Source organism: uncultured Streptococcus sp. (genome assembly GCF_963545685.1).
In the GTDB taxonomy this organism is placed as follows: Bacteria; Bacillota; Bacilli; order Lactobacillales; family Streptococcaceae; genus Streptococcus.
Map to the genome: position 1 here is coordinate 1 of NZ_CAUUKN010000013.1, position 13,672 is coordinate 13,672.

Sequence of the window (13,672 nt, forward strand, 5' to 3'; positions counted from 1 at the left end):
ATACCTTGTGGGGAATCTCTCAAGCGACTGGAATCTCTATTGAAAAATTAGCCTATGATAACAATATTCAGAATATTGATCTTATCTTTGCTGGTGATGTCCTTATTTTAAAACGTGATGGTGATGTACCAGCAGGCTATCGTGTGACTGGTAATGGTCACCGTTGTGCACATTCTAAGATTGTTATCAACAACTACTATGGCGATAACAACCGAGTGATTATCAATAACAGCACTTTTGTATCTGATGATCACTCTAAAAATACAATGATTTACGCTCCAGATAATTCTGATAATAGCATTTCATTCTCAAATAACAATAACAACAATACTAGCGATAAAGATAAAGATTCTAAAGAAAGCAAGGAGTCATCTTCTTCATCATCAGAATCTAAAGACGCTTCATCAAGTTCAACAAGTTCTTCTAACCCTTCTGCATCAAGCTCAACAGCAAGTAGCAGTGACAGTAAAGCAAGCACAGATGCTTCTAAAGAAAAAGAATTGACTGAGGATGCTTTCCAAGACAAGGTTCAAGAAGAATTCTTAAATATTTATCAACAAAAACACAAAGGTAGTCCTGCATGGACCTTCTTCTCGCATGTAGATGATAAGAATGGTCTAAATGCTAAGGATAAGAAGGACACTGAAAGCACAGCCCTTTACCGCCAAGGTGAAACTGCTAAAGATGAAGATATTGCTAATGGTCCTAAAGATGGTGCCAAAACTGAAGCCAATGCCAAAGCTCTCGCTGAAAAGATTTACGACACCCTTAACAATGGTGGTAAAATGTCAGACCTTATCAAGGCAAAATATGCCCAAATTAAGGTAACTTACAAGGGTGATATGTGGGCCTTCAACGTTGATGTTTATAAAGAAAAAGAAAGTTCATCATCAAGCACTGAATCCTCATCTGAATCAAAAACTTCATCAAGTGATGATTCTCAAACAGAAACACGCATGAGTTCAAGCTCATCAAGTGTTGAACGTTCATCATCAAGTTCTTCAAGACATACTGAAACAGACTCAGAGGCAACTTTGTCTGACCTAACTGGTGACGAATAGAGAGGGGGCAAGCATGTCAAAGAGAAATATCATTATTAGTGTTGTTCTTGCTTGTCTCTTGGTTACGGGTGCTGGTTTTGGTGTCTTCTATTACTGGGGGTCACACCATTTGGATAGTGTTGTACCTGGTAAGGTTTACCAATATTCAAGTTCTTTAAATGGCGAGGTCAACGATCGTGTCATGTATGTCGCCTTCCAAGAAGGTGGTAACAAGGCACTCGTGAGTCAGGACCGTACGACAGTGGTAAATGCTGCTAAGAGCCAGACTGATTTTGACAAGGCCTATAATGACCAAACAGCTAAATGGGAATACAGCGTGACAAAAACAACTTTGACTCTCGGTAAAAAAGAGGATGATCAATTGTCACAATGGCAGTACAACAAGGTCTTTGCTTTTGGCGACCATTTCACATCAAAGGATTTCTATTACCAGATTGCCAAAGGTGGTCAGGGTGAAGTGAAACAAAAAATGACCTTTAAAGAAATTAAATAAGCATCCGATGATAAAAAGATGCCTAAGGTTTGGAATGTAATGTTTCAAACCTTTTTTCTATTTGAAATACTGCAAATCACGAATAATATTTTCTTAATTATGGCCAAAAATTGAAATGAGAGAGCAAAAACGGTATAATAAGACTGTTTGGGCAATTTCATGCTAGTCAAAAGAACAGATAAGCAGGACTGCCTATAGACAGTTGACTTAAAGCAACTTTTGTAAGACTTAGACTCAGGGGTTGACTGCTTTATCAGTTCTGTTATTTGACCTTCTAGTTTGCCTAAGTCTCTGACAAGAGAACGACATAAGAAAGAGCGGACAGATGATTACCTCTATTGTTTTTGACGTTGACGACACTATTTATGACCAACAGGCGCCTTATCGTATTGCCATGGAAAAATGTTTCCCTGACTTTGATATGACCCACATGAATCAAGCCTACATTCGTTTTCGCCACTATTCTGACATCGGTTTTCCACGTGTAATGGCCGGTGAGTGGACAACCGAATATTTCCGTTTTTGGCGCTGTAAAGAAACACTTTTGGAGTTTGGCTACCACGAAATCGATGAAAAAACGGGTAACCATTTCCAAGAGGTTTACGAGCATGAGTTGGAAAACATCACTATGCTTGATGAAATGCGCATGACCCTTGATTTCCTCAAGGAAAAAAATGTTCGTATGGGAATTATTACCAATGGACCAACAGAGCACCAACTTAAGAAAGTCAAGAAGTTGGGCTTATACGATTACGTGGATCCTAAACGTGTCATCGTCAGTCAGGCGACAGGATTCCAAAAGCCAGAAAAGGAAATCTTCAATCTTGCGGCTGAGCAATTTGATATGAATCCATCAACGACTCTCTACGTCGGAGATTCATACGACAATGATGTCAAGGGTGCCTTCAACGGCGGCTGGCATTCTATGTGGTTTAACCACCGTGGACGTAGTCTTAAACCTGGTACGAAACCAGTCTTTGACTTGGAAATCGATAGTTTTGAGCAACTCTTTGGAGCTGTCAAAGTCCTTTTTGATCTTCCAAATAACAAATATATCTTTGATATTAACGATAAAGAAAATCCAGTCCTTCAACTGGGTATCAACAATGGTCTTATGATGGCAGCTGAGCGTCTTCTTGAGAGCAATATGAGTATTGATAAGGTAGTTATTCTCCTTCGTTTGGATGCTAATCAGGAAAAAATTCTTCGTATGAAATATGGAAGATAAATAAAACGGACTTGCGTGGCCGTTTTATTGTCTAGGATGTGAGAAGGGAGACGTGAAATGGTGGAAACAAACAACTTAAAACAAGATATTGAAGCCCTAAGTACTGAGCGTGAAGCTTTGATAAAAGAGGTAGAAGCCCTCAAAGCCAAACGTGATGATCTCTTTGAGGGGGTTAGAGATGCGGAGCAGATGAAGAGTGCTGCCTGGGATTCATTTTGTGCATTGGCGGATCACCTTAAGGCTGAAGAAAAGCAAAGAGAATTTGCTAATAACTATTGGGAGCATGTTTCTGGTGATGTTAAGATAGACATGGAATTTGTCTTAAGTCGTGGTCTTCGTTTTAAACGTTTGCTGTCTGAGGGACAGTATGATCTTGTGTTACAGGAACTAGACGATTTTGAAAATGAACTAGAGAACTTGGCCCGAGACTTTGGTGTCGAATTAGATCGTTTGCCAGATGAACCGAGTCGGAAATAATTGCCAAGTAACCCTAAAAGTAATAGCTTTTGGGGTTTTTGCATGCGAAAAAGCGACCCTAGTTAAGGACCGCCTGTTTTATGATATAAGATGATGACTTAGCTAATTTTGTTGACTTGATTCCTATAGGATGTATCATTCCAAGATCTGAGGGTAAAGTGCTCACAATCATCTGTCTCAATAATTGTAACAGATGCATTGTCAAGACCACCGGCTTTTCGAAGAAGACCAGGTTCAAAGCCAAGTAGACTACGAATAGAAGCTGTTAGATTAGCTCCATGACCGACGAGGAGGACGTTTTTCGCACCACTATCTTTAAGTGTTCGGACTAAGTCAGCTACACGTTTGGTTGTGTGATAGACGGACTCCGCTTGGAAGTCGTTGGCACAGAAGTTGGCCAGGTTATGACGAAAGGCATCCATTTCTTTGGGATAAATTGCTTGAATGATAGAAATTTTTTGTCCCTCTAGTTTCCCCAATTGCCACTCACGCAAAGCCTCAGTATAGGTAATTTTGGCTTTAGGGTGTTGTGACTCCATGATGAGTTCAGTCGTTTTTTTAGCGCGTGGCAAATCACTTGAGAAGACTAAGTCGAAATGAGTATCACTGAGGTAACGGCCAAGCTCACGGACTTGCTCAATAGATTCTTTGAGAAGGGGGGAGTCTCCCTTGGAACCTTGAAGCCGTCCTTCCAAATTCCACTGGGTTTTACCGTGGCGTACAAAATATAGTTTCATGATTACTCCTTAATATCAGCAAATTCGGCATTAACGAAATCAGCAAGTTCTTGACTATTGATACGGATAGAACGCCCAATCTCTCCAGCTGAGACAATAAGAAAACCTGCTTCTTGGGCGGACTGGTCAATATAAATGGGAAAATTGTGTTTTTGACGAATTCCCACAGGGTTGTTGGCCCCGTGTACATAGCCAGTTGTTTTTTGGAGATCCTTTTGTGGAATCATTTGAACTTTCTTGTTGCCTGAAATTTTAGCTAATTTCTTTTCAGACAGGTGCTCAGTGATAGGAAGGATACCGATGACTGGTCCTGTCTTATCCCCTTTAAGGGCTAGGGTTTTATAGATGCTCTCACGCGCCACATCCTCTGGAAGCTCTCCTTCTAAACCGTTGAAGGATAAGCTATCATGGTCTATTTTAGCCTTATCAAGAATTTGGTCGACCAAGGTCTTCTTGACTTTGCTTTTCTTAGCCATTGTGTTATCTCCTTTCAAAGTTATAAATTTCTACTCTCCATTATAACACATTCGTCCAAACACGCCTAAGTCAATTTGGGCAAGAAGAAAACCAGTGGTTGAAACACTGGTTTTTACTCACTACTAGACGACTTTGAGGAACTAGATGAGCTGGTTACAGTTCCTGAGCTAGTTGAACTTGTCGAAGTAGTCTTCTTATTTTTTGTTGTTTTTTGCTTAATCTCACCAAAGAGTTTTTCAAAGGTTTTACGCTTGTTTTTCTCAGGGTTGATTTGATTAAGATCTAGGATATTGTCGAAACCAGGAAGGCTTCCTTGTGATGTATATTGGTGTAAATCATAGTCGATTTCAGTATTCGGTAAAGCCTCATAATAACCGGAGTCGGTACCATAGGCTGGAATCCAAACAGCATCGAAGTTTTTGGTTGACACTTCTTGCTCAAGCATGAAATAGGCACCAATGTAGAGGCCAACATTCTCAGCTCCCAGACGTTTGAGCTCAGCACGAAAGGCTTGGACACCCTCCTCCATGTTAGACATGGTTTCCTCTTCAACGTCAATCCAGTAAAAGGTAGGCTTGTATGGAGAAGCATTTTTGTAGAAAATACGAGCTTCTTCCTTCATCTCTTTGACAGAAGTACCTTGGGCGTAGGAATAGACAGCAACTGGAACGTCACGTTTTTGGAACTCTTTGATATGTGTTTTAAAAGATTTGTCAATCCCATTTGAGCTGGCGGCATTGCTATCCTTACTAATCTGTGATCCACCAAAGACGCGGATGATAGCACCAGAAATATGATTTGACAAGACATCGTAATCGATATCCTGAGGAAGTTGCCAACCCGAAAGGTCAATAATGGGATTGAGTATCAGCTCCTCATCGGAACTGTCAGATGTACTACTGGTTGTTGTTTTTGGTGTAGTAGCAGAAGGAATAGCAGATTTCACGTTTTCAAGATGCGCCTGCTGTTTGGACGTATTGTGAATATTTGCGATAACTAATGCTAATCCTAAAAGAGCTAGAACCACGTAAACAACGATCGGTTTTATTCTTTTTCTCATTAGTCCCATTCTACCTTAAATAACGCAAAAATGCAAAATAGTATGTTTATAAATTATGTGAGAGATATTAAAGTGACTGATTTGGTAAAAGCCTTGGTTGTGCTTGCTTGGATGACTTTTATGAATAAGTACATTCTGAGATAGTTATGAATTAAGTGAATTTTTCATTTATTAAATAGAAATATTTAGATTAAGTGTCTGATTCCCCCCTGAAACTAGCACCACTAGTGGCATCAGACCAAGCTACAAGAGCTTGAGCAGAACTGTCCAGATAGGTCTTGAGAGGTTGTTTCAAATCATAAACGGTTTCCCAAAATCCCAGGACATTTCCTTCTTGGTCGAGAGCAGCCTGATAGGTCTGGATGAGGATTTGATCAAAACTATCTGTGGGAATTTGATAACTTATTTCTTTGGTAGGAGAAGCCAAGACCTCAGACAGAATCCAATCGGGTAGATTTTCAGACTCACGGGGGAAGAAGCTACCGTCTGCACCACCATTGTCATAGAGAAACTTTCCTCTAGCATCATAAGCTGCTAGTTTATAGGGCAAATGGTTCAGTATTGTTTTTAAATCGTTCATATTTTCATGATAGCTTCTTTCATGCGAAATGGCAATGCATTGGATTGGAAAGAATACTATCGTAGGATAGTATCAGTTTGTCCAAGGATAATAGTATCTCTTAAATCAATATAAGGGTATAATAGGGGAAAAGAATACTTGAGGTAATATCATGTCAAAACTTATTTTTTTAGATGTTGATGGGACATTGGTGGATTATCATAACCGCATTCCCGAATCAGCAGTGAAGGCTATTCGTCGGGCCCGTGAAAACGGCCATCTGGTCTATGTTTGTACTGGTCGTAGCAAGGCAGAAATGCAACCAGAATTATGGGAGATTGGCTTAGATGGGATGATTGGTGGCAATGGCTCTTATGTGGAGCATCATGGTCAGGTCCTTATGCATGAACTGATTTCCTAGGAAGACGCTGCTAAGATTGTGGATTGGTTGACCGAACGTCATCTAGCCTTTTATCTTGAGAGCAATAATGGTCTCTTTGCTAGTCCTGATTTTCGTGAGCGAGCACGCGAGATACTTAAGACTTACGCCATTCAAAAGGGGCAGTCAGAAGAGTCTGTCGCTGGTAAGGAACCAGAAGATTTTCTTCATGGCCTTCAGTATGGTGAGGAGCTCTATCGTGATGATTTAAACAAGGTCAGTTTCGTTTTAGAATCCTATCAGGACCATCTAGATTCAAAAGAAACTTTTCCACAGCTTGAGGCCCATACTTGGGGAGGGCGAGGCGAAACGGCCTTATTTGGTGATTTAGGTGTTAAGGATATTAACAAGGCTCATGCTATTGATGTCCTTTTGGAGCATTTGGGGGCTAAGCGATCGGACACTATTGCTTTTGGTGATGCCAAGATTGATATCCCTATGTTGGAATACTGTGAGATTGGTGTTGCCATGGGCAATGGTGGTCCAGAAATCTTGGCTATGGCAGACTTTGTAACAGACGATGTTGAAGTTGATGGCCTCTATAAGGCTTTTGATAAATTAGGCTTGTTGAAATAGAAAAAACTGAGTTCCTTTTGGAGCTCAGTTTGTATTTTAGGTTGGTTTACGACCGATAAATTTTTTCAAGAGGAACAAGAGATAGCCAACAGCAATGTATCCAGCACTGATGACTAGGACGTTTATCATAACCTTGTTCCAACCAAATTTATTGACGTTGATAAAGAAGTAGGCGAAGGGACTGTCTTTGGCACCTGGAATTGGCAGTTTTAGAACCAGTCCGTTTAGAAGGGCAAAGGCGAAGTAAGACAGTGGAACTAGGGACCAGTAAAGTGGCTCGCGTAGACAATAGGCTTTCTTAGCATCGAAAATGAGAGTGTCAAGCACCATGCCCCAAGGCACAATATAGTGAACCAAGAAATTTCTTACTGTCCAGTAATTCTCAGGTTCTGTAATAGGAGCTAGCAGGATGTGGTAGATAACTCCAGTGATGAGGATAGCCATGGTTACGCCCCCCTTGTAGCGCAGGAGTTTGGTGTTAGTCGTAGCGTCTCCTTTTTTGAAGTCATAGATGATAAAGAAAATCAAACTTGAGAAGACCAGAATATTGGACAAAACGGTGTAGTAGAGAAGCATGGCCCAACCATCGTCATAGATTTGGATAGAGACTCCCACAAGCCCACAAAGAGCTAATAAGATACGGTAAAATCGTGAAATAGTCATAAGTTTCCTTTTCTTAGTAAATAATCTCTCTTATCATATCACATTTTTCACTAACAATTCTGTGACAATTCTAGTAAAATCAAAGTAAGAAAGATTTCAAGGAGATTACTATGCCCAATCTAATCGATTATCTTGAAAAGGTGACGGAGCTTACGTTTGATCAAGAGCCTCTCAATATCTTGGATAAGGTATGTATCAACGAAATCGGCTACCTGCCTTATGAAAAATGGCTCACAGCAAGTGAGTTACAGAAGACCATCAATTTACATGATTATGTCGAGGGTAAGGACCTGAATCTAGACTACAGCTTCATGGTGACTAAGGAACGGGTGAAACTAGCTGAAGCTATGGTTAGGTCAAGGCGTTTTGCTGGACTTAATCTAAGTAACTACCGTAGTGTTTTGGACAAGGAAGTCGAAAAGCAATTTGCGGCCATGATTTTCAGTCTGCCTGAACTGGACTACCAGCAGATTGTCTTTCGTGGGACAGATGATAGCGTCATTGGTTGGAAGGAGGATTTTCAGCTGACCTACAGTAGGGAAATTTCAGCCCATCGCTCAGCTCTTGCCTTTCTGTCTGAGTACTTGCCAAACCTCAGTGGTCATATCATTGTTTCTGGACATTCCAAGGGTGGTAATCTTGCCCTCTATTCGGCTGTTCAAAGCTCGCCTGCTCTACGTGAGCAAATAGCAGAGCTCTTGCTCTTAGATTCTCCAGGTTTGATGAAATCACTCTTAGAGAAGCCTTCATACCAAGAGTTGAAAGCTAAGATGACTGTTATCAGACCTCAAGATTCTGTTGTAGGAGTCATGCTCTACTGGGATATGCCTGCTCAGCTTGTTGCAGCAGAAGGCATTGGATTTGCTCAACATAATGCCTTGACCTGGGAGGTTGATTTGGCGACAAATGATTTTGTTCATGAGGAGCAGCCAACAGAGTTGAGTCAACGTTTGGAAGAAACCTTCCAAAAATGGATTGAGACCTTGCCAAATCAACAACTCAAGCAAGTCTTTGATTTATTCTTTGATACCATTCTTGATTCTGGAATTGAAAGTCTAGACGATATTGGGATAAAAGCTTTGCCTAAGCTAGGTCAGTTGTTGCAAGAATTTGGCAATCTTACTAACCAACAAAAGAAGGTTCTTCAAGACGGTTTCAAACAGTTACTCTGGATATTTTGGAAGTCAGGGAACAAGAAAACTAACCTGCCCAAGTTAGAACTTCCTGATTTTATCAAGAAGTTAAACGAGTTAAGGAATCACGATTAGAGATTTAGAGTGATAGAAATGGAGGATATCATGACTAAAAACGTACTTATTACAGGAGCAACATCAGGAATTGGCGAAGCAACAGCGCGTGCCTTTGCCAAAGAGGGAGAAAATGTCATCCTAACAGGTCGCCGTGTGGAGCGTTTAGAAGCCTTGAAAGAAGAGCTTCAAGCGACCTATCCAGACCAAAAAGTTTGGACCTTTGCACTGGATGTCACAGATTTGGAGATGGTTAAGGATGTTTGTCAAGCCATTCTCAAAAGTGTGGGGCAGGTCCATATTTTAGTCAATAATGCAGGATTGGCACTAGGTCTAACAGCCTATCAAGATTATGAAGAATGGGACATGCTGACCATGCTCGACACCAATGTCAAGGGCTTGATGATGGTGACACGTCAGATTTTGCCAAGCATGGTTGCTGCCAATGAGGGGCATATCATCAATATGGGCTCTACAGCAGGTATTTATGCTTATGCAGGCGCCGCTGTTTATTCAGCAACCAAGGCTGCTGTAAAAACGTTCAGTGATGGGCTTCGTATCGATACCATTGCCACAGATATCAAGGTGACAACCATTCAGCCAGGTATCGTTGAGACCGACTTTTCTCAAGTTCGCTTTCACGGTGACAAGGATAAGGCAGCCAAGGTCTATCAAGGTTTGGAAGCCCTCCAAGCCCAAGATATTGCGGAGGCGGTCCTCTACGTCACCAAGCAACCACGACGTGTCCAGATTTCAGACATGACCATCATGGCTAACCAGCAAGCCACAGGGTTTACGATTCATAGGGTGGAATGAAAGGAGAAACTTATGAAGAATGAAACTAATTCAGCCATCGGCAGAAGCTGGAAAGACTTGCGATCAAAACTCTTTAGCAAGGAAGAAATTGAAGCCAGTAATCAAAGAGTGGAAAAGCTCATTCAGAAAAAGGTCCGTAAATAGACGATGAAAGCATGGCACCAAGCTGTGTTTTTTGTTTGAATTTTCCCAAAACTATGAAAGAAACCGTGAAAATGCTATAATGTAAGGGATTACGACAATGTCGAGGTAACAAAATGAAGGAATTAATGAAAAAAATCAATCAATTTAGAGATGATAGAGATTGGCGAAAATTTCATAATGAAAAGGATTTAGCTATTTCCATATCACTAGAAGCAAGTGAACTTCTTGAGTTGTTCCAATGGAAAAATTCAGAAGAAGTAGTAGAGAGCTCACTTGAAAAAATTAAAGAAGAACTTGCTGATGTATTGATTTATTCTTTTATGATGGCAGATAACCTGAACTTGGATGTAGAAGAAATTATAAAAGAAAAGATTGAAATAAATGCAAAAAAGTATCCTGTAGAATTAAGCAAAGGAAATAATAAAAAATATACGGACTTGGAGAAAAAATGAGTAAGATTCAATCACCCGTAGTCATAGAAATCGACTATTCAAGTCAGACATTTGATCAAATAAAAGATACAATCACACCAAAACATTCTAAGCTTATTTTTGATTATCCAACTGTATATATCGTAAACGATGAGAGCAAAAATAAGTATAGTGTCTACGTCGGAGAGACAACAGATATCATTCGAAGAACAAATCAGCATTTATCAGATGACATTAAAAAGAATCGAGAAGATTGGCGACAGTTTGAACAATCTAAAACATCTAAAATGTTTGTTATTGGGCATAACCATTTCAATAAATCTTTGACCTTGGATATTGAGAATAGGTTAATGCTATATCTTTCAAGTGTTGACCAAGTTGAACGGGTTCAGAATAGAAGAGGAAATCCTCAAAACCAATATTATACTTCTGAAGAGTTAGACGAGATTTTTTCGAAGATTTGGAGAACACTAAACCGGAAAAACCATTATTTATTCCCTGCTGAAAGTTTTATTCGAAATTCGGCAATCTTTAAATCTTCCCCATTTCACAAATTAACGGATGAGCAAGTAAAGGCAAAAAATGAAATATTGCTCAAAATCACCTCTGTCATTAGTAAAAATGAAACAGGAGTTTTAATTTTAGTAAAGGGTGATGCTGGTGCAGGAAAAACAGTTTTGATGAGTTCTCTTGTTGATGATTTATTGAATTCTGAAGATATTCAAATGATTCGTGAAAACAATGATATCAATTTGGTTGTGAATCATGATGATCAACTCAGCGTTTACCAAGAAATTGAGAAAAAATTGGAATGGAAGAGTGGATCAAATATTAATGTTGTGATGAAACCAACTCAATTTTTGAATGCTCTGAAAAAAGAAAAAAGAGATGCTGGAATTGTAGTGGTTGATGAAGGTCATTTATTATTGACTGCGAAAAATCAAGCTTATTTAGGTGGGAATCATTTAAATGATTTACTTACTAAATCAAAAGTAGTAGTACTTGTTTATGATGAGAATCAGATTATGAACAAATCTCAAATATGGACAGATGATTCTTTCTTGAAATTAGAACACGAGGCAAATCTAAAAGGAAATCTCATTACCCTACATAATCAAATGCGTATCCATGCGACAAAGGAAACAGTTGAGTGGATAAGAAACTTGATTGATGCTGGAGTTGTGAATAAGGTTCCAATTGATAATGATTATGATATTAAAGTTTTTGACTCCCCTGAGGAACTACAAAATGCAATCATGAAAAAAGACGAAAATCAAAATTTAGGAATTTCACGCTTAACAGCAACCTATGATTGGGAATATAGTAGCCAATCAAAGCCAACAGATTCGGAATATTGGTGTGTCCGTATTGGGGACTGGTCTTGTCCATGGAATAGACAACTTGCAAAAGAAAAAGACACTAAGCATTTATCCTGGATAGAACAGTCTCAAACGATTCATGAAGTAGGATCAACGTTTACCGTTCAGGGATTTGACCTAAATTATGTGGGAGTCATCATTGGTCCTTCTGTAAAATATAGAGATGGTAAGATTGTTTTTGATATAAGTGAAAGCAAAAATAAAAGTGCTGTCCAAAATAGAAAATTGGATTCTGGCGAATTGGTGAACTACGGTGAGATCTTGTTACGAAATGAATTGAATGTATTGCTTACTCGAGGTGTGAATGGATTATATGTTTATGCCGTAGATGAAGAACTTCAACAAGTATTAAAAAATGCAACGAAATAAGATATCTCACTTATTCCAAAGCTTTTCCGAATAGATAGAAGTAGAGGGACCATCCCTCTATTTTTTCTTAAGGAGAGGTATATGGAAAAAAGACACAAGCATGTCTCACCGACCTTGGACATCATGGCCAAGAAGATTTTCAGTCTGCCGGAGGTGACGGTGGCTTTTATTCGAGATATTTTGGATTTGGATGTTGTGGATGCCCAGATTTTGGAGGGGACCCAGCTTCATAAAAAGGCCTTTGATGAGGATGAGCTTTTCTCAACGTCAGTGGATGTTCGAGCCAAGTTGAATGATGGAACCGAGGTTATTATTGAGATTCAGGTGCGTAAGCAGCATTATTTTCTCAATCGTTTTCATTATTATTTGGCTAACCAGTTGGTGGAAAATGTGCAACAATTACGACAACAAGGGCAGACGCATAAGATGTACGAACAGATGGAGCCAGTTTATGGCATAGCTATCTTGGAGAAGACCTTGTTGCCAGATGAGGAGTCCCCGATTAATACTTATTGGATGGCCAATAGTCAGACGGGTAAGCCTTTGAATGCTTACTATAAGGACGGGAAACGGCAGAACCTTCTTCAGATTGCCTTTTTAGAGTTGGATAAGTATAATAAAGATAAGCATATTACGGATGAAGGGCGGCAGTGGCTAGAGTTTTTTGGAAATCTCCCATTTTCTAAGGCACCTAGTCAAGCGGTCACGCATGCCGATTCATTACTGGATTCATCCAGCTGGACACAGGAGGAAAAGGCGATGATTGATGAACGTATACGTATTCAAGAAAATTATGACATGACCATGGAAACAGCTATCGATGAAGCACGGGAAGAAGGCTTGGAGCGAGGATTAGAGCAGGGACTGGAGCGAGGCCGTCATGAGGAGCGTCTAGAGTTGGTTCGCAAGATGCTCTCAAAAGGTCTACCGATAGAAGTTGTGTCAGATGTGACAGGTTTATCACTTGAAGAACTAGAGGAGTTGTTATCTTAAAATCAGTTGATTTAATCATTTTGTTGAATGGTCAGAGGCAGTTTTTGTCTCTTTTTTATTTTTTGCTATTTAACATTTGTAATACTAAAACATTCGGAAAATAATACTTTGAAAGATAAAATTAAAAAAGACTGTCAAACGTTTGACAGAAATCTGAGAAAAAAGACTTAAATCATTTAAATGTTTTGACGGGTAACTCTTGCTAAATAAGGCTTGGAGGGTAATTAGATTTCTGTCTTCCTTACATGTGGCAGAACTCATCGTTTTGTGCGACATTTTTAGACTATAATTTAGGAATGAATAACTGAACTTTCTAATATGACATTTTTGTTAAGGCCTTGTTAAAATGGATTACTTGGCCTTTTATTTTGTTTTCTCATGACTTATAATTTGTTTTGGTTTGTTTTGAATTAAAAAAACAACAGCATCATTAAATACATCTAATATTTGAGAGTCTCTATTTTTAGTTTCAAGAATAACTTGGAACTAAAATGGAGAGATTGTGAAAAAAAGTATCAGGAGA

15 protein-coding genes and 1 pseudogene are annotated in these 13,672 nt (G+C 39.4%); 11 read left to right on the forward strand and 5 right to left on the reverse strand.

All coding sequences use genetic code 11. The features are described from left to right. From RWZ99_RS04025 to RWZ99_RS04040, 4 genes are all read left to right on the forward strand, one after another. Positions 1-1,061, forward strand: a 1,061-nt coding sequence (locus tag RWZ99_RS04025; RefSeq protein WP_314676597.1) for a LysM domain-containing protein, incomplete at its 5' end; no start/stop codon positions are given. Between the two features lie 13 nt (positions 1,062-1,074). After that, the gene (locus tag RWZ99_RS04030) at positions 1,075-1,554 is read left to right on the forward strand and encodes a hypothetical protein (RefSeq protein WP_314676599.1); all 480 of its coding nucleotides are present in this window, start codon (positions 1,075-1,077) and stop codon (positions 1,552-1,554) included. Positions 1,555-1,879: 325 nt separating this feature from the next. Next, positions 1,880-2,782 (forward strand): HAD family hydrolase, encoded by a 903-nt coding sequence (locus RWZ99_RS04035; RefSeq protein WP_314676600.1) that lies wholly within the window; start codon positions 1,880-1,882, stop codon positions 2,780-2,782. A 57-nt stretch (positions 2,783-2,839) separates the two neighbouring features. Continuing rightward, complete coding sequence (locus tag RWZ99_RS04040; RefSeq protein WP_314676602.1) at positions 2,840-3,259, forward strand: hypothetical protein; 420 nt, start codon at positions 2,840-2,842, stop codon at positions 3,257-3,259. A gap of 98 nt (positions 3,260-3,357) precedes the next feature. Here RWZ99_RS04040 and RWZ99_RS04045 read toward each other — a convergent pair whose 3' ends face one another. The 4 genes from RWZ99_RS04045 to RWZ99_RS04060 form a co-directional block, all read right to left on the reverse strand. Continuing rightward, complete coding sequence (locus tag RWZ99_RS04045) at positions 3,358-3,996, reverse strand: histidine phosphatase family protein (RefSeq protein ID WP_314676603.1); 639 nt, start codon at positions 3,994-3,996, stop codon at positions 3,358-3,360. Between the two features lie 2 nt (positions 3,997-3,998). Continuing rightward, complete coding sequence (locus RWZ99_RS04050) at positions 3,999-4,472, reverse strand: aminoacyl-tRNA deacylase (RefSeq protein WP_064519130.1); 474 nt, start codon at positions 4,470-4,472, stop codon at positions 3,999-4,001. A gap of 113 nt (positions 4,473-4,585) precedes the next feature. Then, positions 4,586-5,533 (reverse strand): glycoside hydrolase family 25 protein, encoded by a 948-nt coding sequence (locus RWZ99_RS04055; protein ID WP_314676606.1) that lies wholly within the window; start codon positions 5,531-5,533, stop codon positions 4,586-4,588. A gap of 190 nt (positions 5,534-5,723) precedes the next feature. Then, a complete protein-coding gene (locus RWZ99_RS04060; protein ID WP_314676607.1) occupies positions 5,724-6,113 on the reverse strand; it encodes a sodium transporter in 390 nt (129 codons plus the stop codon). A gap of 151 nt (positions 6,114-6,264) precedes the next feature. Between RWZ99_RS04060 and RWZ99_RS04065 the strand changes: the two are divergent. Then, positions 6,265-7,107 (forward strand): annotated as a pseudogene (locus tag RWZ99_RS04065) (HAD family hydrolase). 36 nt (positions 7,108-7,143) lie between these two features. On the opposite strand, the gene RWZ99_RS04070 reads toward RWZ99_RS04065, so the two are convergent. Then, positions 7,144-7,770 carry a Pr6Pr family membrane protein gene (locus RWZ99_RS04070; RefSeq protein ID WP_314676608.1) on the reverse strand — a complete coding sequence of 209 codons (627 nt, stop codon included), beginning with the start codon at positions 7,768-7,770 and terminating at the stop codon, positions 7,144-7,146. A 110-nt stretch (positions 7,771-7,880) separates the two neighbouring features. On the opposite strand from RWZ99_RS04070, the gene RWZ99_RS04075 reads away from it, so the two are divergent. The 6 genes from RWZ99_RS04075 (at position 7,881) to RWZ99_RS04100 (ending at position 13,149) form a co-directional block, all read left to right on the forward strand. Beyond that, on the forward strand, positions 7,881-9,038 hold the full coding sequence (locus RWZ99_RS04075) for an Mbeg1-like protein (RefSeq protein ID WP_314676609.1): 1,158 nt from the start codon (positions 7,881-7,883) through the stop codon (positions 9,036-9,038). 30 nt (positions 9,039-9,068) lie between these two features. Continuing rightward, positions 9,069-9,833: an SDR family NAD(P)-dependent oxidoreductase gene (locus RWZ99_RS04080; RefSeq protein ID WP_314676611.1), complete on the forward strand. Its 765-nt coding sequence runs from the start codon at positions 9,069-9,071 to the stop codon at positions 9,831-9,833. 12 nt (positions 9,834-9,845) lie between these two features. Then, the gene (locus tag RWZ99_RS04085) at positions 9,846-9,977 is read left to right on the forward strand and encodes a hypothetical protein (RefSeq protein WP_314676613.1); all 132 of its coding nucleotides are present in this window, start codon (positions 9,846-9,848) and stop codon (positions 9,975-9,977) included. Between the two features lie 113 nt (positions 9,978-10,090). Further along, positions 10,091-10,429, forward strand: a complete 339-nt coding sequence (locus RWZ99_RS04090) for a nucleotide pyrophosphohydrolase (RefSeq protein WP_314676615.1) — start codon at positions 10,091-10,093, stop codon at positions 10,427-10,429. Then, positions 10,426-12,156, forward strand: a complete 1,731-nt coding sequence (locus RWZ99_RS04095) for a DUF2075 domain-containing protein (protein WP_314676617.1) — start codon at positions 10,426-10,428, stop codon at positions 12,154-12,156. Before RWZ99_RS04090 ends, RWZ99_RS04095 begins: the two co-directional genes overlap by 4 nt. Before the next feature lie 81 nt (positions 12,157-12,237). Continuing rightward, on the forward strand, positions 12,238-13,149 hold the full coding sequence (locus tag RWZ99_RS04100) for an Rpn family recombination-promoting nuclease/putative transposase (protein ID WP_314676618.1): 912 nt from the start codon (positions 12,238-12,240) through the stop codon (positions 13,147-13,149). Positions 13,150-13,672 lie beyond the last annotated feature (523 nt).

Bases quoted from the DNA above. Each gene is read 5' to 3' on its own strand.
- RWZ99_RS04030 (WP_314676599.1), top strand. From the start codon at position 1,075: ATGTCAAAGAGAAATATCATTATTAGTGTTGTTCTTGCTTGTCTCTTG.
- RWZ99_RS04035 (WP_314676600.1), top strand. From the start codon at position 1,880: ATGATTACCTCTATTGTTTTTGACGTTGACGACACTATTTATGACCAA.
- RWZ99_RS04040 (WP_314676602.1), top strand. From the start codon at position 2,840: ATGGTGGAAACAAACAACTTAAAACAAGATATTGAAGCCCTAAGTACT.
- RWZ99_RS04045 (WP_314676603.1), bottom strand. From the start codon at position 3,996: ATGAAACTATATTTTGTACGCCACGGTAAAACCCAGTGGAATTTGGAA.
- RWZ99_RS04050 (WP_064519130.1), bottom strand. From the start codon at position 4,472: ATGGCTAAGAAAAGCAAAGTCAAGAAGACCTTGGTCGACCAAATTCTT.
- RWZ99_RS04055 (WP_314676606.1), bottom strand. From the start codon at position 5,533: ATGAGAAAAAGAATAAAACCGATCGTTGTTTACGTGGTTCTAGCTCTT.
- RWZ99_RS04060 (WP_314676607.1), bottom strand. From the start codon at position 6,113: ATGAACGATTTAAAAACAATACTGAACCATTTGCCCTATAAACTAGCA.
- RWZ99_RS04070 (WP_314676608.1), bottom strand. From the start codon at position 7,770: ATGACTATTTCACGATTTTACCGTATCTTATTAGCTCTTTGTGGGCTT.
- RWZ99_RS04075 (WP_314676609.1), top strand. From the start codon at position 7,881: ATGCCCAATCTAATCGATTATCTTGAAAAGGTGACGGAGCTTACGTTT.
- RWZ99_RS04080 (WP_314676611.1), top strand. From the start codon at position 9,069: ATGACTAAAAACGTACTTATTACAGGAGCAACATCAGGAATTGGCGAA.
- RWZ99_RS04085 (WP_314676613.1), top strand. From the start codon at position 9,846: ATGAAGAATGAAACTAATTCAGCCATCGGCAGAAGCTGGAAAGACTTG.
- RWZ99_RS04090 (WP_314676615.1), top strand. From the start codon at position 10,091: ATGAAGGAATTAATGAAAAAAATCAATCAATTTAGAGATGATAGAGAT.
- RWZ99_RS04095 (WP_314676617.1), top strand. From the start codon at position 10,426: ATGAGTAAGATTCAATCACCCGTAGTCATAGAAATCGACTATTCAAGT.
- RWZ99_RS04100 (WP_314676618.1), top strand. From the start codon at position 12,238: ATGGAAAAAAGACACAAGCATGTCTCACCGACCTTGGACATCATGGCC.